The 26,490-nt window shown below is 43.3% G+C and carries 25 protein-coding genes; 7 read left to right on the top strand and 18 right to left on the bottom strand.

Going from position 1 to position 26,490, the window contains the following annotated elements; translation table 11 throughout:
- Window positions 1-13 precede the first annotated feature (13 nt).
- From hscA to trmJ, 7 genes are all read right to left on the bottom strand, one after another.
- Window positions 14-1,864 carry a Fe-S protein assembly chaperone HscA gene (gene hscA / locus CWO27_RS13110; protein ID WP_107899067.1) on the bottom strand — a complete coding sequence of 617 codons (1,851 nt, stop codon included), beginning with the start codon at window positions 1,862-1,864 and terminating at the stop codon, window positions 14-16.
- A 22-nt stretch (window positions 1,865-1,886) separates the two neighbouring features.
- On the bottom strand, window positions 1,887-2,402 hold the full coding sequence (gene hscB / locus CWO27_RS13115; protein ID WP_019822106.1) for a co-chaperone HscB: 516 nt from the start codon (window positions 2,400-2,402) through the stop codon (window positions 1,887-1,889).
- 84 nt (window positions 2,403-2,486) lie between these two features.
- Window positions 2,487-2,810 (bottom strand): iron-sulfur cluster assembly protein IscA, encoded by a 324-nt coding sequence (iscA, locus tag CWO27_RS13120; RefSeq protein ID WP_010440519.1) that lies wholly within the window; start codon window positions 2,808-2,810, stop codon window positions 2,487-2,489.
- 97 nt (window positions 2,811-2,907) lie between these two features.
- On the bottom strand, window positions 2,908-3,285 hold the full coding sequence (iscU, locus tag CWO27_RS13125) for a Fe-S cluster assembly scaffold IscU (RefSeq protein ID WP_107899068.1): 378 nt from the start codon (window positions 3,283-3,285) through the stop codon (window positions 2,908-2,910).
- A gap of 33 nt (window positions 3,286-3,318) precedes the next feature.
- Entirely contained in the window at window positions 3,319-4,533 is a 1,215-nt protein-coding gene (locus CWO27_RS13130) for an IscS subfamily cysteine desulfurase (protein WP_017629866.1), read from the bottom strand.
- A gap of 27 nt (window positions 4,534-4,560) precedes the next feature.
- Entirely contained in the window at window positions 4,561-5,082 is a 522-nt protein-coding gene (gene iscR, locus CWO27_RS13135; RefSeq protein ID WP_102431871.1) for a Fe-S cluster assembly transcriptional regulator IscR, read from the bottom strand.
- 116 nt (window positions 5,083-5,198) lie between these two features.
- Window positions 5,199-5,927: a tRNA (cytosine(32)/uridine(32)-2'-O)-methyltransferase TrmJ gene (trmJ, locus tag CWO27_RS13140; protein ID WP_048658839.1), complete on the bottom strand. Its 729-nt coding sequence runs from the start codon at window positions 5,925-5,927 to the stop codon at window positions 5,199-5,201.
- A gap of 181 nt (window positions 5,928-6,108) precedes the next feature.
- Between trmJ and suhB the strand changes: the two genes are divergently transcribed.
- The gene (suhB, locus tag CWO27_RS13145) at window positions 6,109-6,912 is read left to right on the top strand and encodes an inositol-1-monophosphatase (RefSeq protein ID WP_017062836.1); all 804 of its coding nucleotides are present in this window, start codon (window positions 6,109-6,111) and stop codon (window positions 6,910-6,912) included.
- Window positions 6,913-7,196: 284 nt separating this feature from the next.
- On the opposite strand, the gene secF is transcribed toward suhB, so the two are convergent.
- The 5 genes from secF to queA all read right to left on the bottom strand — a co-directional run bounded on the left by secF (window position 7,197) and on the right by queA (window position 12,861).
- Window positions 7,197-8,144 carry a protein translocase subunit SecF gene (secF, locus tag CWO27_RS13150; RefSeq protein WP_048658840.1) on the bottom strand — a complete coding sequence of 316 codons (948 nt, stop codon included), beginning with the start codon at window positions 8,142-8,144 and terminating at the stop codon, window positions 7,197-7,199.
- A gap of 14 nt (window positions 8,145-8,158) precedes the next feature.
- Complete coding sequence (gene secD, locus CWO27_RS13155; RefSeq protein ID WP_080967378.1) at window positions 8,159-10,015, bottom strand: protein translocase subunit SecD; 1,857 nt, start codon at window positions 10,013-10,015, stop codon at window positions 8,159-8,161.
- Between the two features lie 20 nt (window positions 10,016-10,035).
- Entirely contained in the window at window positions 10,036-10,365 is a 330-nt protein-coding gene (gene yajC / locus CWO27_RS13160; protein WP_010440492.1) for a preprotein translocase subunit YajC, read from the bottom strand.
- A gap of 111 nt (window positions 10,366-10,476) precedes the next feature.
- Window positions 10,477-11,613 carry a tRNA guanosine(34) transglycosylase Tgt gene (gene tgt, locus CWO27_RS13165; protein WP_107899069.1) on the bottom strand — a complete coding sequence of 379 codons (1,137 nt, stop codon included), beginning with the start codon at window positions 11,611-11,613 and terminating at the stop codon, window positions 10,477-10,479.
- A 195-nt stretch (window positions 11,614-11,808) separates the two neighbouring features.
- Entirely contained in the window at window positions 11,809-12,861 is a 1,053-nt protein-coding gene (gene queA, locus CWO27_RS13170; protein ID WP_107899070.1) for a tRNA preQ1(34) S-adenosylmethionine ribosyltransferase-isomerase QueA, read from the bottom strand.
- A 335-nt stretch (window positions 12,862-13,196) separates the two neighbouring features.
- Here queA and CWO27_RS13175 point away from each other — a divergent pair, with 335 nt between their 5' ends.
- The gene (locus CWO27_RS13175) at window positions 13,197-13,643 is read left to right on the top strand and encodes a CBS domain-containing protein (protein WP_107899071.1); all 447 of its coding nucleotides are present in this window, start codon (window positions 13,197-13,199) and stop codon (window positions 13,641-13,643) included.
- A 67-nt stretch (window positions 13,644-13,710) separates the two neighbouring features.
- Here CWO27_RS13175 and CWO27_RS13180 read toward each other — a convergent pair whose 3' ends face one another.
- Window positions 13,711-16,686, bottom strand: a complete 2,976-nt coding sequence (locus tag CWO27_RS13180; RefSeq protein WP_102431868.1) for a hypothetical protein — start codon at window positions 16,684-16,686, stop codon at window positions 13,711-13,713.
- Window positions 16,687-17,033: 347 nt separating this feature from the next.
- Window positions 17,034-17,939: a hydrogen peroxide-inducible genes activator gene (locus CWO27_RS13185; protein WP_048663742.1), complete on the bottom strand. Its 906-nt coding sequence runs from the start codon at window positions 17,937-17,939 to the stop codon at window positions 17,034-17,036.
- Between the two features lie 210 nt (window positions 17,940-18,149).
- On the opposite strand from CWO27_RS13185, the gene CWO27_RS13190 reads away from it, so the two are divergent.
- The 4 genes from CWO27_RS13190 (at window position 18,150) to CWO27_RS13205 (ending at window position 21,537) form a co-directional block, all read left to right on the top strand.
- Entirely contained in the window at window positions 18,150-18,758 is a 609-nt protein-coding gene (locus CWO27_RS13190; RefSeq protein ID WP_048658845.1) for a peroxiredoxin C, read from the top strand.
- Window positions 18,759-19,074: 316 nt separating this feature from the next.
- Window positions 19,075-19,818, top strand: coding sequence for a copper homeostasis protein CutC (locus tag CWO27_RS13195; protein WP_107899072.1), 744 nt, complete (start codon window positions 19,075-19,077; stop codon window positions 19,816-19,818).
- A 99-nt stretch (window positions 19,819-19,917) separates the two neighbouring features.
- The gene (locus tag CWO27_RS13200) at window positions 19,918-20,847 is read left to right on the top strand and encodes a LysR family transcriptional regulator (protein ID WP_107899073.1); all 930 of its coding nucleotides are present in this window, start codon (window positions 19,918-19,920) and stop codon (window positions 20,845-20,847) included.
- Window positions 20,848-20,979: 132 nt separating this feature from the next.
- Entirely contained in the window at window positions 20,980-21,537 is a 558-nt protein-coding gene (locus CWO27_RS13205) for a porin family protein (protein ID WP_107899074.1), read from the top strand.
- A gap of 77 nt (window positions 21,538-21,614) precedes the next feature.
- Here the strand turns inward: CWO27_RS13205 and CWO27_RS13210 are convergent, their stop codons facing one another.
- A complete protein-coding gene (locus tag CWO27_RS13210; RefSeq protein WP_102432990.1) occupies window positions 21,615-22,310 on the bottom strand; it encodes a hypothetical protein in 696 nt (231 codons plus the stop codon).
- 375 nt (window positions 22,311-22,685) lie between these two features.
- Between CWO27_RS13210 and CWO27_RS13215 the strand changes: the two genes are divergently transcribed.
- Complete coding sequence (locus CWO27_RS13215) at window positions 22,686-23,177, top strand: hypothetical protein (protein ID WP_102432995.1); 492 nt, start codon at window positions 22,686-22,688, stop codon at window positions 23,175-23,177.
- 8 nt (window positions 23,178-23,185) lie between these two features.
- Here the strand turns inward: CWO27_RS13215 and phoU are convergent, their stop codons facing one another.
- From phoU to pstA, 3 genes are all read right to left on the bottom strand, one after another.
- A complete protein-coding gene (phoU, locus tag CWO27_RS13220) occupies window positions 23,186-23,884 on the bottom strand; it encodes a phosphate signaling complex protein PhoU (RefSeq protein WP_009848270.1) in 699 nt (232 codons plus the stop codon).
- Between the two features lie 74 nt (window positions 23,885-23,958).
- Entirely contained in the window at window positions 23,959-24,777 is an 819-nt protein-coding gene (gene pstB / locus CWO27_RS13225) for a phosphate ABC transporter ATP-binding protein PstB (RefSeq protein ID WP_048663744.1), read from the bottom strand.
- The gene (pstA, locus tag CWO27_RS13230) at window positions 24,778-26,487 is read right to left on the bottom strand and encodes a phosphate ABC transporter permease PstA (RefSeq protein WP_080967680.1); all 1,710 of its coding nucleotides are present in this window, start codon (window positions 26,485-26,487) and stop codon (window positions 24,778-24,780) included.
- Window positions 26,488-26,490: the final 3 nt, after the last annotated feature.

Consider the following 26,490-nt stretch of genomic DNA (forward strand, 5'->3'; position numbering starts at 1 on the left):
TATTCTCTAACTATTAAATATTATCGACTGACTGACCTGACAGTGCAGCACGAATTGATTTATCCATACGACGAGAAGCAAAGTCTTGGCTCGCTTTGTCGGTATTCTTAATTTCTAGTTCAATCGCATCGGCATTATCGCCATTGCGCACTTCAATCAGTGCTTCAATCGCTTGAACAAGTTGTTGTTTGCCTTGCTCATCAAGTAACTCATCGCCATCGGCTTGCATTGCAGCAATTAGGCCTTCAATAACGCGATCCGCTTCTACGCGTTGCTCAGCAAGAGCACGCGCTTGCATGTCTTCTTTTGCAAAAGTCATCGAATCTTTCAGCATGCTAGCCACTTCGTTATCGCTTAGACCGTAAGAGGGCTTAACTTGGATTTCAGCTTGAACGCCTGTGCTCTTCTCCATTGCGGTAACCGATAGCAGGCCATCAGCATCCACTTGGTAAGTCACACGAATATGAGCAGCACCTGCAGTCATCGGCGGGATGCCTTTCAAAGCAAATCGAGCCAGTGAACGACAGTCATCAACCATTTCGCGTTCACCTTGTACGGTGTGCACTGTCATAGCAGTTTGACCGTCTTTGAACGTGGTAAATTCTTGTGCGCGAGCCACTGGGATCGTGGTGTTTCGAGGGATGATCTTTTCGACCAAACCGCCCATGGTTTCGATGCCAAGAGACAGAGGGATAACGTCCAGTAGCAGCATCTCAGAGTCAGGCTTATTACCGACTAAGATATCCGCTTGAATCGATGCGCCAATTGCAACCACTTCATCAGGGTTAATGCTGGTTAGTGGCGTACGACCAAAGAAGTCACCGACCATTTCACGTACAAGTAATGTGCGAGTTGAACCGCCGACCATCACGACTTCTAGAACTTCATCTGCATCAACTTCCGCATCTTTTAGTGCACGACGGCATGAAAGCAGTGTTTTCTTAACGAGCGGTTTGATGATCTCTTCAAACTCTTCACGAGTTAATGAACCAGACCAACCTAGTACGTCAACCTCAACGCTTTCAGCTTCAGATAAGCCAATCTTAGCTTCTGTTGCGGCGTCTAGAAGAATACGGTTCTGCTCTGCAGTTAGCTCCGATAAGCCCATTTGCTCTTGGAAATGATCCGCAACTAAATGGTCAAAGTCGTCGCCGCCTAATGCAGAGTCACCGCCCGTAGCTAGAACTTCGAAGACACCTTTAGATAGGCGTAGGATAGAGATATCAAACGTACCACCACCTAAGTCATAAACAGCAATTACCCCTTCTTTACCTGAATCCAAACCGTAAGCAATCGCAGCGGCAGTCGGCTCATTAAGAAGACGTAACACGTGAAGACCAGCAAGTTGCGCCGCATCTTTAGTACCAGCACGTTGTGCATCATCGAAATACGCAGGAACAGTAATCACCGCACCAGATAGCTCACCACCTAATGTAGACTCAGCACGTTGACCGAGCGCTTTCAGAATATCTGCAGATACTTGAATCGGGTTCTTGTTACCTTGCTCTGTGCGAATCACAGGCAAACCATTATCACTTTCTTCAAATTGATATGGCAGAGATGGGTATCGCTGTTGAATATCTGACAGTGAGCGACCGATTAGTCGCTTAACTGAGATAATGGTATTTTTAGGATCAGTCTGTGCATTTGCACGAGCTTCATCACCAGTCGTGTATGACTCTGACGTATAGTGAACAACGGAAGGAAGAATACTGCGACCCTGTTGATCAATCAGTGTGCTCGCCTCACCACTGCGCACTGCCGCAACCAATGAGTTTGTTGTACCTAAATCAATACCCACAGCAAGCTTGTGCTGGTGAGGAGCGGCGCTTTGCCCTGGTTCTGCAATCTGAAGTAGTGCCATGGATGTGTCCTTGTTATACGAACTAGCCGATCAGACGATCTTCAACTAACTCGATTTCATTCTTTAATTTTGCAATAAACTTAAGCTTTCTTACTCGGTCTGCAGCTTCTAGCCAAGCCTCACTGTCGAGTTCTTGTTGGATAGCGCTTAATTGTTGTTTATACATTTTGCTAACCTTTCCTTCAAATGCAAACAAAGCATCTTCAGGTTCAGAACTGTCGGCGATATCTTCAAGCTCTTCACGCAATTCCATTTGCTCCATTAGGAACATAGGATCTTGCAGGGTCTGCTGTTCACCACGAATATCCTCACCATGTTGCACTAACAGGTATTCAGCTCGGCTGATTGGATTCTTCAATACCTGATACGCATCATTGATTTGCGCAGCTTTTTGCACGGCTAGCAGGCGATCACGCTCAGAAGCAGTGGCAAATTTATCAGGGTGGAATTGGCGTTGCAGATCTCTAAACTGAGAAGAAAGAAGGCTACCATCCAGTTGAAACTGAAGTGGTAGCCCAAATAATTCGAAATGATTCATGTAACGGTGGTCCTAAGTTTAGGCTCTTCAATCAGAGCCTAATTTTATTCTTCGCTCACTATAAACGCTTAACGATTGAAGCGTTTATACGTTGAAGCTCTCACCACAACCACATTCGCCTTTCGCGTTAGGGTTGTTGAATTCAAAACCTTCGTTTAGGCCTTCTTTTACGTAATCAAGCTCAGTTCCGTCTAGGTAAACTAGGCTCTTTGGATCAATGATGACCTTAACACCTGAATGCTCGAACACTTCGTCTTCTTCGTTAAGCTCGTCAACGAATTCTAGTACATACGCCATACCCGAACAGCCAGTCGTTTTTACCGCTAAGCGTAACCCGATACCTTTACCTCGGTTATCTAGGAAAGCTTGAACTCGGCTTGCTGCCGTATCTGTCATGGTGATGGCCATACTACAACCTTGTGTTTTATATAAATTGAGAACTCAGGGGGAGCACAAAGGATGCTCCCAAATATTGCTTATTTTTTGTGATTACTTAATGAGACGATTAACGCTTCTTTTTGTAATCCGCAACAGCTGCTTTGATTGCATCTTCAGCAAGAATTGAACAGTGAACTTTCACTGGTGGCAACTCTAGCTCTTCTGCGATTTCAGAGTTTTTGATAGCTGCCGCTTCATCAATACTTTTGCCTTTAACCCACTCAGTTACTAGTGAGCTAGAAGCGATTGCGCTGCCGCAACCGTAAGTTTTGAATTTTGCATCTTCGATAATGCCTTCTGGCGTTACCTTGATTTGCAGTTTCATTACATCACCACAAGCTGGTGCGCCAACCATACCGCTACCAATACTTGGGTCTTCTTTATCAAACGAACCTACGTTACGTGGGTTTTCGTAGTGATCAATTACTTTTTCGCTATATGCCATGATAGTTACCTCGAATCCTCTATTTCCGTGAGATTAGTGATGAGCCCACTCAACAGTGTTCAAATCAATCCCTTCTTTATACATATCCCATAGAGGAGACATGTCGCGTAATTTGTTTACCGCTACACGAATTTGTGCAATCGCGTAGTCGATTTCTTCTTCCGTTGTGAAACGGCCGAATGAGAAACGTACTGAGCTGTGTGCCAGTTCATCGTTCAGGCCAAGAGCTCGTAGAACGTATGAAGGCTCTAGGCTTGCTGATGTACATGCAGAACCTGATGATACTGCTAGGTCTTTTAGAGACATAAGCAGAGACTCACCTTCGACGAAAGCGAAGCTAACGTTTAGGTTGTGTGGTACACGTTGGTCTAAGTCACCGTTTACCGTTACCGCTTCTAGATCTTGAACACCTTTCAATAGGCGCTCACGAAGTGCTAGTGCGTGATCGTAATCTTTCTGCATGTCTTGCTTAGCAACAGCACAAGCTTCGCCCATACCCACGATTTGGTGAGTAGCAAGCGTACCTGAACGGAAACCACGCTCATGACCGCCGCCGTGCATTTGCGCTTCAAGACGAATACGTGGCTTACGACGAACGTAAAGTGCACCGATACCTTTAGGGCCATACATTTTGTGAGCTGAAAGTGAGATTAAGTCAACTTTCATCTCTTGTACGTCTAGTGGGATTTTACCCGCAGACTGAGCCGCATCAACGTGGAAGATGATCTTACGGGAACGACATAATTCGCCGATTGCAGAGATATCTTGGATTACACCAATCTCGTTGTTAACGTGCATGATAGAAACTAGAACAGTGTCTTCACGCATTGCAGCTTGTAGCTTGTCTAGATCGATGATGCCGTTTGCTTCTGGCTCAAGGTAAGTTACCTCAAAACCTTCACGCTCTAGTTGGCGACATGGATCAAGAACCGCTTTATGTTCTGTTTTGCACGTAATTACGTGCTTACCTTTCTTCTCGTAAAAGTGCGCTGCACCTTTAATAGCAAGGTTGTCTGACTCTGTAGCACCTGAAGTGAAAACAATCTCACGTGGGTCTGCATTTAATAGGTCAGCAATTTGCTCACGAGCATTATCTACTGCTTCTTCTGCCTGCCAGCCGTAACGGTGTGAACGAGATGCAGGGTTACCGAAGTTACCGTCCATCGTCATGCACTGAACCATTTTCTCAGCAACTCGTGGATCGACTGGGCATGTAGCTGAATAGTCAAAGTAAATAGGCAGTTTCATTTTCTACTCCAATGTAAAAACTGACCGCTAAGAGCGGGCATTAACACCGTGAGGTGCTGCACTAATCGTTGTAGTGCTCGTATTTTTATGTGTAAAACCATTATTAACCGCAAGATCGATATCTTGACGATCAGAAATTTCTAAAACTTCGTTATCTTTCATTAGCTCACCGAGCGTAATGTCGTTTAAGAAGCTGCTGATTCGGGAGCTTAAATCACGCCATAGAGTGTGAGTTAAACAACGACTACCACCCTGGCAATCTGCTCGACCGTGACACTTAGTCGCATCAACTGATTCGTCTACTGCTGCAATCACAGTTCCGACAGCGATGTCGCTCGCTTCAGCACCTAAACGGTAACCACCACCAGGGCCGCGAACACTAGCAACTAAGCCAGCTTTACGTAACTTAGAAAAAAGTTGCTCTAAGTAAGATAACGAGATGCCTTGTCGCTCTGAAATGTCAGCCAGAGGAACTGGGCTTTTTTGCGAATGCAGTGCTACATCGAGCATAGCTGTTACCGCATATCTTCCTTTAGATGTAAGTTTCATATCACACCGTATCCACATTGTTTATGTGGTTGGAATCTTCCCATACCCGACTAAATTGGTCAAGTATTTAGTTGACTATTTTAGTCAGGTATTCACCCTTAGTTTTCACGTGGGCTTTATTTATCGTTTTTGCTCTTCTCAATTGAAGTCAAAATGCCACGTAGAGTATTGATCTCTTGCAGCTCTGGACGAGCTCGGCTAAACAGACGACGCAGCTTATTCATCACCTGCCCCGGCTTATCCTTAGAGATAAATTGGGTATCAATGATCACTTTTTCAAGGTGCTCGTAGAACATTTCTAGTTCTTCGTGACGAGGGTACTCATCTTGTGGCTGTGGTTGATATTGGCTAGCGACCATATCAAGGTGGGCGACACGCACTTCGTAGCTCAGAGTCTGTACCGCCATTGCTAGGTTTAGCGAGCTGTATTCAGGGTTAGCTGGGATACATACATGGAAGTGGCACTTCTGAAGCTCATCGTTAGTCAAGCCCGTACGCTCACGGCCGAATACTAATGCTACTGGGTGCTTCTGACCTTCAATTGCAAATTTTTGTCCACACTCACGAGGCTCAAGCATTGGCCATTCAAGTGTGCGTGAACGTGCACTCGAACCAACCACTAAACCACAGTCTTTTACTGCTTCGTCCAGTGTGGAAACGATAGTCGCGTTTTCTGCGATGTCACCAGCACCCGCAGCCAGTGCTAAGGTCTGCTCGTCAACTTCACATTGAGGGTCTACAAGAACTAATTGACTCAAACCCATCACTTTCATTGCGCGAGCTGCTGATCCGATATTTCCCGAATGAGACGTACCAACCAGAACGACTTTTACATTGTCTAACATGCTATATGACACCACTTTAAAAATAATCGCGAGATATTAACACATAGCAAAGTAAAATGGTCAGACCCTTCGCGCAATGTGAAACCAAGAGTTCAAAAAATAACCACTTCCCTTTTGGTAAAACTTTGGTATACTCGCCGCCGCTTTAAATTGTTCTTTAACATCTTGTGGGAAAAACCATATGCATCCAATGCTAAACATTGCGATACGCGCTGCGCGTAAAGCTGGCAACCATATTGCTAAATCTCTAGAAACAACTGATAAGATCGAATCGTCTCTAAAAGGTAACAACGATTACGTTACTAACATTGCTCAAGAAGCTGAGTACATGATCATTGAGACAATCAAAGCATCTTACCCAGAGCACAGCATTATTTCTGAAGAGAAAGGCCTGACTGAAGGTAAAGACTCTGACGTACAATGGATCGTTGACCCACTAGATGGCACCAACAACTTTGTAAAAGGTTTCCCTCACTTCTCTGTATCTATCGCTGTTCGCATGAACGGTCGTACAGAAGTTGCTTGTGTTTATGACCCAATGCTAAACGAGCTATTCACAGCTCAACGTGGCGCTGGCGCTCAACTTAACAACGCTCGTATGCGTGTTACTCAACTAAAAGACCTTCAAGGTACTGTTCTAGCGACTGGTTTCCCATTCAAGCAAAAACAACACTCAGAATCTTTCATGAAGATCATCTCTGGTCTATTCATTGACTGTGCTGATTTCCGTCGTACAGGTTCTCCTGCTCTTGACCTATGTTACCTAGCAGCTGGCCGTGTTGATGGTTACCTAGAACTAGGCCTTAAGCCATGGGATCTAGCAGCTGGTGACCTAATCGCTCGTGAAGCTGGTGCTATCATGACCGACTTCGCTGGCGGTACTGATTACATGACTTCTGGTAATGTTGTTGCTTCAAGCGCACGTGGTGTTAAGTCTATTCTTAAGCACGTTCGTGAGAACGCTAACGAAGGTATGCTGAAATAATTCAGACCTTACGTTAAAGCTCCCTGTTTTAAGGGCGCATAAAAATTCCAAAGCCTCGCTAGATAGCGAGGCTTTTTTGTATCTGTGGTTCAGGGATGCGAGATGCGAGATGCGAGATGCGAGATGCGAGATGCGAGATGCGAGCAGAATAGCGCTTATGGTATTAAGTACAACTCACTTCGACCATAAAATTTGTATTGAGTTTTCCTGCAAAATGCAGCCATAAAAAAACCGCTAGTTGCCTAGCGGTTTTTTTGGTTTAGCGAAACTTGTTAAGCCAAGGCCTAAGGCATTTCGTCAAACTCTTCACCTTCTTTTTCCACTTGTGGTGGCATTAGGTGTTCACGTGTAATACCCAACTTCATTGCTAGTGCAGATGCAACGTAGATAGAAGAGTAAGTACCAACCGTAATACCCAATAGAAGGGCAGTTGCGAAGCCGTGAATCATAGCGCCGCCCTGAACGAACAGTGCGATAACTACGAATAACGTGGTACCAGAAGTGATCAATGTACGACTCAATGTTTGTGTGATTGAGCTGTTCAGTACTTCAGGCGCTTCACCTTTACGCATCTTACGGAAGTTCTCACGAATACGGTCGAATACAACGATGGTATCGTTGAGGGAGTAACCGACTACCGTTAGCAAGGCTGCTACGATGGTAAGGTCGACCTCAATTTGCATTAGAGAGAACACACCAAGTGTGATGATAACATCGTGCGCCAGTGCTAATACCGCACCCGCAGCCAAACGCCATTCAAATCGCACTGATACGTAGATCAAGATACAGATAAGAGAAACTAGGATAGCAAGGCCACCCGCTTCTGTTAGCTCATCACCTACGTTAGGACCAACGAACTCGATACGACGCATTTCAACTTGCTCACCAGTACCATTCTCAATAGCAGAAAGGATTTGGTTACCAAGCGTTTCGCCCGCTACGCCATCACGTGGACGTAAACGAACCATCACATCACGAGCTGAACCGAAGTTCTGTACCGTTGCATCACCAAAGCCTTCGGCTTCTAGTGCACTACGGATATCAGGAAGGTGTGCCGGTTGTTCAAAACCAACTTCAATCAGAGTACCGCCAGTAAAATCTAGACCCCAGTTCAACGATTTCGTTGTTAGGGTGAAGATAGCAGTACCAATCATCAAGATAGAAAAAACAAAGGCAACCTTTGACCAACGCATAAAGTCGATCATTTTGTCTGCTTTTAGAATCTGAAACATATTAATTCCTAGCCTTAGATCGACAGTTTTTTAACGCGTTTGCCGCCATACATCAGGTTCACGATACAACGTGTTCCCACAATAGCTGTAAACATTGAAGTCAAGATACCGATAGACAGCGTTACCGCGAAGCCTTTGATAGCACCAGTACCCACAGCAAATAGAATAATTGCTGTTAGTAGCGTGGTGATGTTGGCATCGGCGATTGTGCTGAATGCGTTCGCGTAACCTTGGTGAATCGCTTGTTGTGGACTACGTCCATCTCGAAGCTCTTCACGTATACGCTCAAAGATCAGAACGTTGGCATCAACCGCCATACCGACCGTTAATACGATACCGGCAATACCTGGCAGGGTCATAGTAGCCCCCGGAATCATCGACATCACACCGATAATCAACACCAAGTTAGCCATTAGCGCAACGTTCGCAATCAGACCAAAGCTGCGGTAGTAAAGCAGCGTAAACAGCATTACAGCAGCCATACCCCAAACCATCGCCATGATACCCATATCGATGTTTTGTTGCCCCATAGATGGACCAATCGTACGTTCTTCTACAATCGAGATAGGCGCAATCAGAGCACCAGCACGCAGTAGAAGTGCCAAGTTATGAGCTTCAGCCGTTGAGTCGATACCAGTAATACGGAAGTTACGACCAAGTGCAGACTGAATCGTCGCTTGGTTAATCACTTCTTCGTGCTTACTTAAGATAACTCGACCTTCCGGTGTTTTACGACCGCTGTCTTTGTACTCTGCAAATACCGTCGCCATTAGCTTACCGATATTCTGACGAGAGAATGCAGACATCTTGCTACCACCTTCGCTGTCTAGCGAGATGTTAACTTGAGGACGACCATATTCATCAACACTTGAGCTTGCATCAGTAATACTTGAACCGCCTAGAATAACGCGCTTCTTAAGTACCACAGGACGACCATCACGATCTTGCTTGATTTCGCTACCCGCAGGGGCACGACCAGAAGCGGCAGCGGCTAAATCAGCACTGCTATCTACTTCACGGAACTCAAGCGTCGCGGTAGCACCAAGGATTTCTTTAGCGCGAGCCGTGTCTTGAACACCAGGCAATTCCACTACGATACGGCTAGAACCTTGACGTTGAACCAAAGGTTCAGCAACACCAAGTTCGTTAACACGGTTACGTAGAATGGTAATGTTTTGCTCAACCGCGTAGTTACGGATTTCTTGAAGACGAGCCTCTGTAAAGCTTGCAACCAAAGAGAAACGACCGTTAGATTCAGAATCTACGAACGTCATATCTTGGTGCTTAGATTGCAGTAGCGATTTCGCTTCAGCAAGCTGCTCTTCGTTACGCAGAATCACTTCAACCGCATCTTTACCAGATGGGCGAATCGCACGGTAACGGATTTTCTCTTCACGAAGTTCACTACGGAATGCTTCTTCTTGTTGACCAACCAGCTTTTGCATCGCCGCGTCCATATCCACTTCCATTAAGAAGTGAACACCACCACGTAGATCAAGACCAAGTTTCATTGGTGCAGCACCAATAGATTCAAGCCAATCAGGAGTTGAAGCCGCTAGGTTTAAAGCAACAATAACGTCATCGCCTAGTGCTTCTGTGATGATATCACGGGCACTAATTTGCGTATCTGTGTCGTTAAAGCGAACAAGAATGGAACCGTTTTCGAGAGCAACGGATTTAGTAGAAAGGTTTTCTGCTTCAAGAGCATTGGTGACAGCATCCAGCGTAGACATATCTACAGAGGCGCCGCGCGCCCCTGTAACTTGAACTGCCGGATCTTCACCGTATATATTTGGAAGTGCGTACAACGCAGCGATAGCGATGGCAAACACCACCATCAAATACTTCCATAACGGGTAACGGTTTAGCACAGCGAGGATCCTCTAGCTGTTTATAGAGATTTCAGAGTACCTTTTGGTAGCACTGCTGTAACGAAGTCTTTCTTGATAACTACTTCGTTGTTTGCGTTCAGTTCGATAGCAACGTAGTCGCTGTCTTCAGCAATCTTAGTGATCTTGCCGATTAGGCCGCCGCTTGTAAGAACTTCATCGCCTTTGCCCATAGAAGACATAAGGTTCTTGTGCTCTTTAACACGCTTAGCTTGTGGACGGTAGATCATGAAGTAGAAGATCACAGCGAACATACCTAGCATGATAAGCATTTCGAAACCGCCGCCTGCTGGTGCACCTTCTGCTGCTGCGTGAGCTTGAGAAATAAACATTTAAAACATCCTCTATTTATATTTTCGTAATTGTTTGTCTAATTGGGTTGCATCCCTTTATTTTCAAGCCCCATCACTCGGAAGAGAGATAGGGCTCGCAAAAAAGAAATACTAAGATTCTTTACCTAGTGGTGGCACTTCACGCCCCATTCTTGCGTAGAACTCTGCAACGAACTCTTCAAAGCGGTCTTCATCGATAGACTGACGAATGTCTGACATTACTCGTTGGTAGAAACGCAGGTTATGAATCGTGTTCAGTCGAGCACCTAGGATTTCGTTACAACGATCCAAATGGTGTAAGTACGACTTGCTGTAGTTCTTACAAGTGTAACAGTCACACTCTGAATCTAGTGGTGTTGTATCGGTTTTATGCTTCGCATTACGGATCTTGATCACACCTTCAGTCACAAACAGGTGGCCGTTACGTGCATTTCGCGTTGGCATTACACAGTCAAACATGTCGATACCACGACGAACACCTTCAACTAGGTCTTCTGGTTTGCCTACGCCCATTAGGTAACGTGGCTTATCTTCCGGCAGTTGAGGACATGTGTGTTCAAGAATACGGTGCATGTCTTCTTTTGGTTCGCCTACTGCTAGACCACCAACTGCGTAACCATCAAAACCAATTTCAGTTAGGCCTTTAACAGATACATCACGAAGGTCTTCGTACACACCACCTTGAACGATACCGAATAGTGAGTTCGGGTTTTCAAGTTTGTCGAAGTGGTTACGTGAACGCTCAGCCCAACGAAGAGACATCTCCATTGAGTCTTTTGCTTCTTTGTGTGTCGCTGGGTAAGGCGTACACTCGTCAAAGATCATTACGATGTCTGAACCTAAGTCTTTTTGGATTTCCATAGACTTCTCAGCGTCCATGAAGATCTTGTCACCGTTTACAGGGTTACGGAAGTGAACACCCTCTTCAGTGATCTTACGCATTGCACCTAGGCTGAATACTTGGAAACCGCCTGAATCAGTCAGAATAGGACCGTGCCAGTTCATGAAATCGTGCAGGTCACCGTGCAGTTTCATGATTTCTTGACCAGGACGTAGCCATAGGTGGAATGTGTTACCTAATAGGATTTCAGCGCCTGTGTCTTTCACTTCTTCAGGTGTCATACCTTTTACAGTACCGTAAGTACCTACAGGCATGAATGCTGGGGTTTCAACGGTACCGCGTTCAAACTGAAGTTGACCACGACGTGCGCCGCTATTAGTTTTTTTAAGTTCGTATTTTAATTTCACGAAGCCTCCAATATGCCAGAGAAACAATCTGACTGTTAATTCAGAACCTTAAGCCAAACAAAAGTTCAGTCCAGTGAGTTCTATGAGGAGCGGTCGCGTATTCCTTGCGAGAGATTAGACAGACACCCTGCCCGACTCCTAGCTTACTGCTAGCACCCGTAAATTCTTATGTATATCGTTTATAACTAGCTTAAATTAGCTTATTTTCTTATTGATGAACATGGCATCACCGTAGCTGAAGAAACGATATTCGCTCTTCACTGCGTGATCGTATGCGCCCATCACATTGTCGTAACCTGCAAATGCACTCACCAACATAATCAGCGTTGATTCTGGTAAGTGGAAATTGGTAATCAAGCAATCCACCAACTGGTATTCATAACCAGGGAAGATGAAGATTTCTGTATCACCAAAGAAAGGAACGAATTCAGTACCTTTTTTCAATGCATCTTGCGCTGCACTTTCTAATGAGCGTACTGATGTTGTACCAACGGCAATAATACGACCGCCACGAGCTTTTGCTGCAGCTACGGCGTCAACCACTTCTTGCGGGACTTCAACGTACTCCGCATGCATGTGGTGATCATTGATGTTGTCTACTTTAACTGGCTGGAATGTGCCAGCGCCAACGTGAAGCGTCACGTAAGCAAACTCAACACCTTTCTCTTTCATGTCAGCCATTAACTTGTCATCAAAATGAAGACCCGCTGTTGGAGCTGCAACCGCACCTGGCTTCTCATTATAGACCGTCTGGTAACGCTCTTTATCTGCGTCTTCATCTGGACGATCAATATAAGGAGGTAGCGGCATATGACCAACACTGTTCAGAATCTCTAAAACGCTTTGGTCAGATGTGAAATGGATTTCAAATAACGCGTCATGTCGCGCCACCATTTCAGCTTCATACTCATCGTTCTCACCAAGGAACAATTTAGTGCCCGGCTTCGGTGATTTAGAACAACGAACATGCGCTAGAATACTCTTCTCATCAAGCATACGCTCAACCAGCACTTCAAGCTTACCGCCTGATGCCTTGCGACCAAATACACGAGCTGGAATCACTCGAGTGTTATTGAAAACAACAAGATCGCCTGGTTCAACCAAGTCTAAAACGTCTTTAAACGAACCATCAGCTAGGTTACCGCTGTTGCCATCTAATTTAAGCAGGCGGCTTGCTGTACGCTCCTCTTGAGGGTAGCGAGCAATGAGTTCATCTGGTAGGTCAAAGTGAAAATCTGAAACTTGCATGTGTCTAGTCTTGTCTTAGTTGATGAGATTTGTGCCGTTGACGAATCATCAATCGTAGTTGCTGAACAATGGTTACGGTAAGTCAATCATTACCGGAAACACATCGCAAACACGACTAAAAATTTCGCAGTGGGCTAGTATAGGCACACGAGCCGCAATAGCAAGGTTTACAGCAATGGATTATTGTAAAGAGGCGTAAAATAATGCTACTAACTCACCTCCTTAAACTAAAGAATTAGTTGCATAAAACTCACCCAAAAATGCGTCAGATCTCAGTTATTTTTAGGATAAAAAACTATAGTAATAGCAACAAAATAAAAAAGAAGGAGGTTCGTATGATCAAGGTTGAAGATATGATGACTCGCAACCCTCATACCCTATTGCGCTCACACTCACTGGCCGATGCTAAGCACATGATGGAAGCGCTTGATATCCGCCATATTCCGGTCGTTGATTCCGATAGAAAGCTACTCGGTGTTGTCACACAACGAGACGTTCTAGCCGCTCAAGAATCCAGCCTACAAAACATCCCACAAGCTCAATCTTTTACTCTTGCTACTCCCCTCAACGACACCATGCACAAAAGTGTTATGTCAGTAGAGCCACGTGCAGGATTAAAAGAATCGGCTATCTATATGCAGAAACATAAAGTGGGCTGTTTACCTGTCGTAGAAAACCACGAACTAGTAGGCATTATCACCGACAGTGACTTCGTCACCATCGCGATTAACTTGCTTGAACTGCAAGAAGAAGTCGAGCCAGAAGAAGCTGAAGTAGATTGAGGCAACAATAAAAAGAGCCTCATGACATCATGAGGCTCTATTAGAATCAGATTTACTGTTTCTGTTGTTACAGAGGGGTAGCATCACTGCAAAGGTTAGTTTGTCGAGTTCTGAATTGATGCTGAATAACTAGCTGAATATCATCAATCGCTTCCGTCTCAACAATATCGCCATATTCATCACCTAATTGCAGAGACAATCTCCAACCAGAAGCAGCTACACTTCTCTCTTTAAATGAATAGGTTGGATTAAGTAACTCTCTATTGTCATGATAACCTGCCGTTAAGTTAGCGGTCATACGCTGTCTAAAACTACCATTAGATACAACGCTATCACGGGAAATATCAGCAAAACGAGTGGAATAAGAGTTCAAACCACCTTGAAGCCCCTCGCCATCACCTACTAATACTCCTGGAGTGCTACTACGCATGTAACTATTCCCGCCGTAAGTAAGATATGCTTTAGTTGTCGCCTCGCCAGATATGTCGTAATTCAGCGCGAGATCAATAGCAACACCACCAATTTTATCAGAATATGTACCGGCAGCACTTAAGCACATAACGTCATCATCACTACCCACAATCGGACCTTGAAAAAGGACTGAGGATGGAAAGTTTTTCACGGTACTGAACTCTACCGTTAGCCATTCACCAGAAACTAAATCGCGAGATAATAACTTAAGCTTGGCATTAAATGCTTCATCAGCATTCAACATTTCACCACTACCATTTGGGTCTGGGTAAAGGATAGTTCTCCCGTTATAGTTATCAACGTAACCAAAGATATCCCTCTTGAGAGAAATAATATCCACGGTTTGATGACCATTTGATGTATACCATCCGCCATAGAAACTTTCCAAAGCATTGAGGTATTCGATAGATTGCTGAATGTTTGAGACTTTGAATACATCGCCTTTATCTAGCTCTGCATTACGGTCATTGAACAACACTTGTCTACTATGCTCAAAAGCTTGTACAGCATAAAACAGCCACTCTTGAAGTTCAGAAAACTCTAATTCTGCTTGATACGTTTCAACAGTCAATGTGCTGAAAGATAGTGGATTAGCGTACGAGCGCTCTGAAGCCAGATACTCATTTTGGTCGGTTTCCGCGACCAAACGCAAAGCTTCAGCATTTAAAGCAAGTAACCTACCAGCATCATCACTTAAATTAGAAAGTGACTTAGCCATATCAGCTCTAGCCGTTGCCAATTCTAAGGTTAGTTGTTGAATTCGCCCCTTAGCAAAAACATCTGATGTCTCTACCTGTAAACCTTTTATTGTTGCACGCTCAAGCAAAGCCAACTTCTGTGTATATAAGTCAGCCTTAAGAGAACTTCCCTTCAATGCACCTTGTAAGTTCTCGACAGCAGTAAATGTCGATGATAAATCGGTAGAGCCGGTATCATTCAAGAAACGATTTAGTATATCAAGAGAGTGTTGTACTTCTTCAGACAGCAGCAATGTGTTCATATCGAAAGTCGAAGTTCGACTTTCATCAATTAGGCTTTGGAGCTTAAATTCATTAAGACCTAATTTAACCGTGATCTTATCGACCAAATTACTAGTTTGCTGCACCAGCTCAAGACGTGCCACTTCTAGTGCTATGTTGTTTAATACCTCACTATGGACTCTATAAGCTCGTTCAACTTCGCGCTTTGCAGCTTGAATGTTTTTCAACTGATAGCCGATTAAGCTGCCTCTACGTTGACTCTTAGTCTGCTCTTTACAGGAGTTAACAATCAATGAAGAAGGGCAACCTAGAAGAGTTGATAACCTCTCTTTTGAGCGTTGATTTTCTTGCTCAAAATTTCGTGTAAAGACGCCCAACTGATAACGGTAATCAAGGTGTTTTTTTTGAGCAAAATTCAGTGAACTCTCAAGAGAGAGCGTCATTTCATCTAATACTTTCCCTATAACCTCAGTTGAACTGCTCCCAATACTATCTTCAGAGTCATAATCTGGCATCAACAAAACGAAATCATCTGGCAGCCCTAAATAGTTAGCTCCACCTTCGAGCCAGTTGGCTACAGATTTCAATTCAACAACGTTACCTTTAAATTTATCTAGCTCAGACGACAATATTATATGGGTATAGGAATCATCGCCTAACAAACGACGTAACTGCGTCTCTTTTGAAATAACTCGCTCAAGCAGTGAACTAGCATCATATGCAAGCTTAGATTTTTGCTCTACAGAACTCGCCGATACCGACTTTAATTTACTAATTTGTAACTGCTGAGCTAATAACTCATTCATAAACTGATAAGCTAATAAAGCATCTTTATAACCTGTAATTAAACGGTCTTCTTGGTATACAGGTAATGACTGTCCTTTTTCATTTAGGTATCGAGCACTTTTCACATCACGAAATGGCTGCGCACTAGCAAATGATTGAGGGTACTTTTCGATCAATCTCCAATAATCATCAAAAGCGCTTAATAGAATATCTAAAGACTGTTGACGGTACTTTTCCACTGCGGCTGTGCTTGCTCGATCTACCCATAATATTCTAGCTTGGTCAGTTGCACGATTCGCCAAAATAAAATCTGCTGTAGCGCGATCATAATAAATATCAAAAAGTACCGCTTTTAAGCCCACCAAATCAGAAGTTTCGATAACGAGTTTTTCAATCGTTTTAATGGCACCAGCAGCTTGACGTTTTTCTGCATTACCCCATAAAGAGTCGAAGGGCCATCCTTCTCCGCTTTCAGATATTGCAACGATAATATTTCCTGTTTTTGGGTCGAGAGTAAACATACGCTCCAAATAACGAAAAGCTGTTAAATCTTTAGCTTCAGTATCTTTTGCATACTGAGGATATAATTTAGATAACGCTTGTTCGATAGTCGTATATGTTGTAGAAAATTGAGGTACGCTCGACCAACAGCGTTCACCTTCAATAAACTCCTGATAACAACTCTGCCTTAGATTATTCTCATCAAATATAGAGTTTTCATTTTTATCATCTGAAGCGTTAGCAACTCCTGATAATAGTAATAAGGGCGTAAAAAGCCCTACCAAACGCTGTTTAGTATCAATCATAATTATTCTTTTAATTTTATTTTTGATCATTAAGTAAATAACATAATGGTCATTTACTTTACCTAGCTAACAATAATATTTTTTATCATTAGTCGGGTTCACTATCCACACAGGGAATGCAATATCAACTTTTATAAAACCCAATTATCATTAACTTAATTTCGATCACAGTTATCAATAGATGGAATGATAAAAAGCATAACAATTAGAAGAAAATAACCATTTATTATTTTATGCTTCATTAGATTTAACTAATAATAAATTTATTTAACAGTATCAATAAATAAAAGAGCGGCTTTAATAGCCGCTCAAAGATATAAATTAAATACGCTGATAAATGATGTCTCTTAAAGTAACTCAGATACCACATCGGCTAACTGATGGAAGGTTTCACGACGTGATGAACTTGGTCGCCATACGAGACCGATATCTCGGTAGGCTTGCTGACCAGGGGGATCAATAACCACTAGGTTTTGGTTTTCCAACAAACCGTGGTCGATTGCCATCTGCGGAATAAAGGTGGTTCCTAAACCATTGGCCACCATTTGCACCAATGTGTGTAGGCTTGTAGCGGTAAATGGGTTTATCTTCTCTTTGTCGGTTAACTTACAAGCTGATACCGCGTGCTCGGTTAAGCAGTGTTCGTTCTCCAGCAAAAATACAGACTCGTCTGGCAGGTCATCGTATTTAATCGGAACCCGAATACCATCTGCTTGATTACGACTGATCACCATTCTGAACGGATCTTGCCCAACAACTTTACTCTCCATGTTATCGATATCGACAGGCAAAGCCAGAATCAACACATCTAACTCACCATGACGTAATGCAGCCAATAAGTTAGTTGTCGTATCTTCACGTAACAGTAAATTTAGCTGAGGAAAGCGTTGGTTAGCTTCTTGTACCAAATCGCACAAAAGGAATGGTGCAATGGTAGGAATACACCCGACTCGCAGCTGACCTTGCATCGCATCCCCGTTACATAGGTTTCCAAGCTCGACAAGGTCTTGCCCCTTCGCCAGTAGATCTCGTCCATGCTTGACCACCAGCTCACCCGCTTGAGTAAAAACCAATGGGCTCTTCTTATCCTTCTTTTCATAAAGAGGGCAACCAATTAGCTCTTCTAGGTTTTGAATGCCTTTACTGAGCGTAGATTGACTCACGAAGCAGCGATCAGCGGCATCACTGAAGTGACGAGTTTCGTGAAGAGTAACAAGATAGTGAAGTTGCTTAAGACTTGGCCATTTATTCATGAAATTACTTTGTAATATGAGTAGGATAAGTTACGTAAAGGTCATGAGACCTAAGAACAGGATAAAGAATAAGCTTATCGCTTTTTTCGATTAACTTAATCTATTTAATTCGCTTTTTTCTATAGTACCGATTGTACTATAGTTTGTCGCGTAGAAACGGAGCCCAAACAAAGATGTGTTGGGCCAACTAATTTTTTAGGAGATTCCAAAATGGTACTAGTAGGTCGTCAAGCCCCTGACTTTACTGCAGCAGCTGTTCTAGGTAACGGTGAGATCGTTGATAACTTCAACTTCGCAGAATTCACTAAAGGTAAGAAAGCTGTAGTTTTCTTCTACCCACTAGACTTCACTTTCGTTTGTCCTTCAGAGCTAATCGCTTTCGACAACCGTCTTGAAGATTTCCAAGCTAAAGGCGTTGAAGTAATCGGTGTTTCTATCGATTCTCAATTCTCTCACAACGCATGGCGTAACACTGCTATCGCTGATGGCGGTATCGGTCAAGTTAAATACCCTCTAGTTGCTGACGTTAAGCACGAGATCTGCAAAGCATACGATGTTGAGCACCCAGAAGCAGGCGTTGCTTTCCGTGGTTCTTTCCTAATCGATGCTGACGGTCTTGTACGTCATCAAGTAGTTAACGACCTTCCACTAGGTCGTAACATCGACGAAATGCTACGCATGGTAGACGCACTAAACTTCCACGAGAAGAACGGTGAAGTTTGTCCTGCACAATGGGAAGAAGGTAAATCAGGTATGGACGCATCTCCACAAGGTGTTGCAGCATTCCTATCTGAGCACGCTGACGACCTAAGCAAGTAATTACCTCTTAAGCCCGAACTCAACGCGGGTTAATGGTTGGAAGATTCTCTATAAAGAGACATAAAGCATAAGCTAATAGCGCAAAGCGCACCGCCAATCAGTTAAGAAGTAAAGTCCTATTAAAAGCCCGAAGTTAACGCTTCGGGCTTTTTGCATCTACCCCTTCAATAATGATTTATTCCTCGCTCATATCCGCTATGAATAGGGGTAACCGCAAAGCCAAACTTTACCTCTATTTTCCTCTGCCCCTACCTATTCAGAATAATCCCAAGATTGCTATGATTTCCTTAGTCTCAATTTGAACGAGTAAAATAGCATGAACATCGAAATTGAAGTTTGTATCGATAACCTAGAATCTCTACACAATGCCCTAGCTGGCGGAGCTAATCGTATTGAGCTCTGCTCTTCACTAGCACTTGGTGGGTTAACTCCGAGCTTCGGAATGATGAAGCAAGCCGCTCGCATATCATCAGTTCCCGTGTATGCCATGATTCGCCCTAGACAAGGTGACTTCATCTTCGATAATGACGATATGATGTGCATGCTTGATGATATCCAAGCCGCTGCCGACGCTGGTTTACATGGCGTGGTATTGGGTGTACTTTCCGCTCAAGGTGAAATAGAAATGGTCGCGATGAAAGCTCTCACCTCAAAGGCCCACCAACTAAAGCTTGGCGTGACCTTTCACCGTGCCATCGACCAACTTAAGGATTACCAAACAGCACTAGAACAGATTATCGAACTTGGTTGTGAACGTGTTTTAACTTCAGGCTTAGCAAGTAACGCAGAACAAGGAAAAGATATTCTTAAGGAGATGGTTGAGCTTGCTCAAGGCCGCTTAGACATTATGGCTGGGGCGGGAGTTACCGCTAACAATGGCCGAGATATCCTCAAGCACACTGGCGTTCAAGCGCTGCATTTGTCTGGTAAGTCGACAAGAGCAAGCCTAATGGAAAACAACTCAAGTGCTCAAATGGGCAGTGATGATATTGATGATTATCAGATCCCCGTGACAGATGCGAGTAAGATATCCGATGTAAGAGCCTCTCTCATCGCTTAGGGTAACAGTCGCTAACACAAATCTAGAGAACCTCGCTGACTAATCTAACTGACTGACGTATATTAGATTTAATAGCGCAGAAATTTTTCATGGATAGATATGGCTAAAGACTTATTCAACTCTCTTGATTTAAACCTGTTACGAACATTTCTGATTGTTTATCAAGAAAAAAACACCAGAAAGGCTTCGGAGCGACTCTTTGTTTCACAGCCTGCAGTTAGTCAAGCTTTGCAGAAGCTGCGTCATCACTTTTCGGATGACTTATTTGTTAAAGTCCACGGAGGTTTGCAAGCCACAGCATTTAGCGAACAGCTAGCAAATGAAATCACACCTCATTTAGATGGTTTGAAAACGGCGATTAACTCTTCAAATACCTTTGACCCCAAAGAAATCGACTACTCAATAAAAATCGCGCTTTCCCCTGTCGTACTTTCATGTTTGTCGGGGGCTCTTTACAAAATCATCAAGCAACAGGCGCCTAACTGCGAGCTAGAGCTAACGAGCTGGACGACAGCCTCAGCTGAAGACATACAAAAAGAAAAGATCTTTTTAGGCGTTGCTTATCAACTCTCTGATGTTTCAAAAGAAATTCATATTCAAAAGCTCATTGATATTGATGGGCAGCTATTTGTAAGAAAAGATCATCCAATAAGAAAATCAATTGTCACCCCACAAGATTTGGCAGGCTATGAGATTGCATCACTAATATCACCAGGTTGGAACGATAACTTTAGTCAAGCTTCACGAATATTAGAAACCCACTCGATTCCTCATCGCGTTGGATTCCGTTCTGAAATGGTATTAGCTCTTGTTGATGTTCTGCTTAATTCTGATATGTACATGCCACATTCCACCCTCTTTCCTATCCACAACTATCCCAACCTGAGAGCCATAGATGTAGACATCGCGAGCGAACTAAAAACGGTGGGAGTGTATAGCCATATCCATATAAAGAATCGTAATAACCCTCTTCATATGTGGCTCTACGATGTCGTTCAGCATGCACTAAATGAACAAATAAATAAGTAACACTTATTACAACTATACAAAATACTACTTAGCCTAAAAATAAAACACTGTTTAATATCCATTCCATCGACACGGAGTCCATCAATTAAGCCATAGTAAGGATGCTCAATATCAAAGTTTATTGAGAGTGTTATGAAATTACTTAAAACAGTTACTACAATCATCGCCTTATCTACAGCAACAGCAGCTTACGCAAATACCGACTATTCAGGTCACCGCATCGGAATGGGCTTTGTTTCTAGCGAAGTCGATCACCTAGATTCAGACTACACCAAAAGTGACTTAGGCAGCGGCCTAAAACTTGAATATGGTTATGACATTAACCGAATTTTTGGTGTGAACGTTGCGATGGACACCAGCAAAGATGATGAGAGTTACCACGGGTATGGTTACGATTCTAAAGTATCGACATTTAAAATTGACTCAGATATTGGTTACGCATTTCTATTAGATGGGCTTAATATCAAACCTTACGGTGCTATTGGTATTGCACGTATCGAGGAAAAGCTAACTTTAAAAGAGCCAGGGGATAGTATTAGTCTTAAAAATAAAGAAACATCACTCCTACTCGGCACAGGTGTAAGAGCAAACTTTGATTTCGGCCTATACACTGACCTGCGTTTCAATTTCATCATGATGGATGATTACGATATCGACCAGTTATCTTTAACCGTGGGCTACAAGTTCTAACCTCTCTCGTAATCAGGTACGCTATTTGCTCACAATTATTTCTTATTGTGAGCAAAATAATTAATACCATCGCTTTTCTAATCTTCTGGACGCCAACTCAATGCACTCGCGATAGTACCAATAACTAACGTATCTTTCTCATCATCATTAAGTTCAGGCATCATCTGTAAAGTTAGCATTCCATTCGTCTGAGCCGCTGCTGCCTCTTGTGAAGCTTGTTTAAAGCTATACCCTAAAGGTTTTTCAACTGACATCAAAAGGTCTTTGCTTGAGTGGACAGTTTCGACATCATATTTATTCGACCCAACTCGTATGTAGCCAGCTTCTTTCTTCTCTAAACTAACTTTAATCATCCCAGATTGAGGCTCTAAGACGAACTCTCCTACTTTCTCATTCCTTTGGGTTACAGAGCAGCGATAAGGCTTATTGCCACCGAAATCAACACCCATATAGTTAACTGAAGTCCCACCGCCAGAACAAATTAAGTTCCACACCTGACCATTGTCGTTTCTAGTGATCTCAGCAGCAAGCTCTCCGTCTTTAAAAGAGACAGTATCAAACCATGTTGAGCTTGATGAGTTTCGACTGTATTTGCCTTGATACATACCTGCAATATCAAACGTTCCTTCTTGTCCCAATCCCCAGAAGTCACCATCTGTTTTAATAATAAGTTGCGGTTGCTTACTAACCACTTCTGATTTGTCCATGATGGCAACGCTGCCGCACGCTGTTAACGTGAAAAGGGGAGTTAAAACTAAAAGAAACTTTTTCATACTGATATCTACCTGAAAAATAAATGTGGAGGATAAATTCATCAGGAGAATAAATTAAAGATTGATCGGAATATAGTAAACACTAATGAGCCACATCGACATTATCATCATCATATCGGAACAAATACATTAAATAACATAAGGTTAAGTAGGCGCTTATCTATCAAACTCGTTTTGTAAGGCTACGTAAGACAAAGCATTCGCTAAATAACGAAAACAACCACTGATAAGTACACGTTATTACAGAGATAACCAATGCGAATTAGCCTGCTCTTTCAAAGTCCATATAATGATTTCCGTTATCCAGTTAATTCTCTGGGTTCATTCATGGATCGACCTAATGCTAAGGAGAGCAAAAATTACTTCGGTGGTACCATGAAACTAAAAACACTTCTTCTCACTTCGGCTTTATTCTCAACCTCTGCATTTTCAAGTGGTCTTCATTTATCCCCTGAACTAAAAATTGGTTCTTATCATGGCTTCGGATTACAGGCGGGTATTACTGATGTGGCAAATTTAGGCGCTGTTTACCTAAGTTATTCTCACCTTTGGTATGACAGCGATCGATATGATGAAACTGTCGATGCATATCGTATTGGTATCCAAAATATGTTTGGAAGAAATCAAACCCACGGCTTTCAGGCTGAAATTGGTGTGGCAAGCTATGACGGTACAAAAACGCGCTCAGGCGAAGTAGAAGAGAAAACATCACATGGGTTAAGCCTAGGCGGTGCCTATGTTTACCAAGCGACACCAATGCTTGGGTTACGTGCTGGTGTTGATATGAATATTTTTGATCACAATAAAACCTTTGTACCTTACGACACGACGATCAATTTTAATCTTGGTGCAATCCTTAGCTTTTAAGATGTCCCCTACTTCAATGCGTCATCAAGGCTTTGATCGCCTAGGTGACGTACATCTTTACCCTTCACAAAGTAAATAATGTATTCGCAGATGTTTTGGCAACGGTCTCCCACTCGCTCAATCGCACGCGCAGACCACATCACCTGCAAAATATTAGGAATGTTCTTAGGATCTTCCATCATATACGTCATTAACTGACGAATAACCGCCTCGTATTCCGCATCCAACTTATCATCAAGCTTATGAACTTCAGCTGCCGCATCAACATCCATACGAGCAAAAGCATCTAATACTTGGTGAAGCATGGTGATTGCTTGTCGGCATAGCGGCTCTAACGAAACATGGAATTTTTGCTCTTTGGTCGAAGGGATCTCTATCGCGCCTTGAGCAATTTTAGAGGCTACATCACCAATACGTTCCAGATCGGTAATCGTTTTGATGATCGCCATAATCAAACGCAGATCTTTCGCTGTAGGCTGACGCTTTGCAATAATTCGGGTACACGCTTCGTCAATCGACACTTCCATCGCATTCACTTTATGGTCGTCACGAATCACTTTTTTAGCCAATTCAACATCGTCTTTATGAAGCGCCTGCATTGCAAACGAAAGTTGCTGCTCCACTAACCCGCCCATGGTCAATACATGAGTACGGATCGACTCTAACTCGACATTGAATTGCCCTGAAATGTGGCGACCGAAATGCATACCTGCTCCTTGAAAGAAATGAAGAAAGCCATTTTTATAGAGTGACTTAGCTCTAAATGACGCCTCTATAGAGGTTAGCCATATCTACCAGTAATGTAGTCTTCCGTCTGATTTTTCAATGGAGAAGTAAAAATTGAGTCCGTATCTGAGTACTCGATCAATTTTCCCATATGAATAAAAGCAGTATGATCACTCACGCGCGCCGCTTGCTGCATGTTATGAGTAACAATCACCACGGTGTATTGTGTTTTGAGATCGTTAATCAGCTCTTCAATCGTCAAAGTAGAAATAGGATCCAGTGCCGATGTCGGTTCATCCAACAATAGTACTTCAGGCTCAATCGCGACCGCACGTGCAATCACCAAACGCTGCTGTTGACCACCCGATAAACCAAATGCGTTTTCATGAAGTCGGTCTTTCACTTCATCCCATAGTGCAGCAGCACGCAGAGATCGCTCAACCGCATCATCCAGGTCTCGACTATTGCTGACACCTTGTAGTCTCAAACCATAAACCACATTCTCATAGATAGATTTAGGAAAAGGGTTCGGGCGCTGGAATACCATGCCAACACGACGTCGCAAGGTCGCGACATCTACCTTAGGGTGATAGACGTTCTTGCCATGAAGCTTCACTTTCCCGGAAACCTTGCAGCCCTCAACAAGATCATTCATGCGATTAATACAGCGCAGCAGCGTCGACTTACCGCACCCTGATGGGCCGATAAAAGCCGTCACTTGCCCCTTCGGAATTTGCATTGAAATATCATCGAGTGCTTGACTCTCTTTATAATAAAGATTCAGCCCTTCAATTGAGATAGCAACTTGCTCATCCTTCAGGTTATGAACATCTAGTGGTGCTTGGTAACCCAAGGTTTCATTAATCGAGAACATCTAATCTTGTCCTAAGGTTCGGTATTTTTCACGCAAGTTATTTCGGATATTGATGGCCGTTAAATTTAATCCAACAATCACCGTAACCAATAAAAATGAAGTGGCATACACTAAAGGTCGTGCCGCTTCGATATTCGAGGTTTGAAACCCAACATCATAAATATGAAAGCCTAAATGCATGAACTTTCTGTCTAAATGTAGATACGGGAACTGACCATCGACTGGCAAGCTGGATGCTAGCTTAACAACACCCACCAACATGAGTGGAGCAACTTCCCCCGCGGCTCTCGCGATGGCCAAAATTAAACCAGTGATAATCGCAGGGCTTGCCATCGGTAAAACAATGCGCCAAAGCGTCTCAAATTGAGTAGCACCAAGCGCTAATGAACCATGCCTCACGGAGCTAGGGATACGCGTTAAGCCCTCTTCCGTAGTTACAATAACAACGGGCAAGGTTAATACTGCTAAGGTCAAAGCAGACCATAATAAGCCAGGCGTACCAAATGTCGGAGCGGGTAATCGCTCTGCATAAAACAACGTATCAATCGAGCCGCCAATGGTATAGACGAAGAAGCCTAAACCAAAAACGCCATACACAATCGATGGTACACCAGCCAAGTTAATCACGGCGATACGAATCAAACGTGTCAGGGCGTTGTTTTTTGCATATTCATGAAGATAAATAGCAGCAACAACACCAAGAGGCATCACTACAATCGACATCAGAATAACCAACAAAACAGTACCGAAAATGGCTGGGAATACGCCACCTTCAGAGTTTGAGTCTCGTGGGTTCTCTGACAAGAACTTCCAAACTTGTTTGCCCCAATGCCCAACCTTTTCAAGGTAGGACATATTATTCGGGTACCAATAATCCAGAATATGGCTGAGCGAAATTTCGACCTGTTCTCCTGTCATATCCTCAACGAGCAAGCTTTCTACATTAAGCTGCGTTCTCAAGTGCTCAAGCTTTACTTCAGCCTCACCTAATTGGCGGTTTAATTCCAGTTTAGTTTGAGTATAGGTTTTAAGATATTCATCGCTCACTGATTCATTGAGTTCAAGCTTACGCTTTTCTAAACGCAAGTTTTCCAATTGCCAGCTTATATTGCGAATTTCTTGGTTCACAACACGCGACGTTTCTTTACGTAACGTATCAGCAAACGCTAAACCTTGTTCGAGCTTTTGGTCTATGTTCGAATCAAATGTGCCAGAAGCGGTTTTAAAACCCACTGGCTTACCAAAGAAATAGCCACCTCGACTTCGTTCAATCACAATCCAATCAAGTGGAGTGGTTGGTTCACGTAAGTTAACATCCAGAATGGAAACAAAGTCCGCAGGGTACAGTTCTCTATTGGCGACTTTGATGCTTAAGCGCTGTATTAGCCCTGTCGACAAATTTTGAGGTGACAAAAGGTCATGGACTTGTGGAACTTGCTCTATCGGGATGTACTTGCGTTCATATAACTGACCAATCAATAAATCTTGTTTCGATACGGTTTCGTCAAGGTCAACTACTAACGATAAGTCTTTGGAATCAACTTGCCATTGGTACAAAGGTGCTGGCCAAAAATAGGTCAAGCCCTTCCAACCAATCAGCAGCATCAGGCCAAGAACAGAAAGCATACTGATGCTCACCGCCCCACCCGTTAGCCATATCCACGGAGAGCCCGATTTAACCCAAAATAATAATGACTTCAGTTTATTGATCAT

Source organism: Vibrio sp. 10N.286.51.C3 (genome assembly GCF_003050065.1).
In the GTDB taxonomy this organism is placed as follows: Bacteria; Pseudomonadota; Gammaproteobacteria; order Enterobacterales; family Vibrionaceae; genus Vibrio; species Vibrio crassostreae.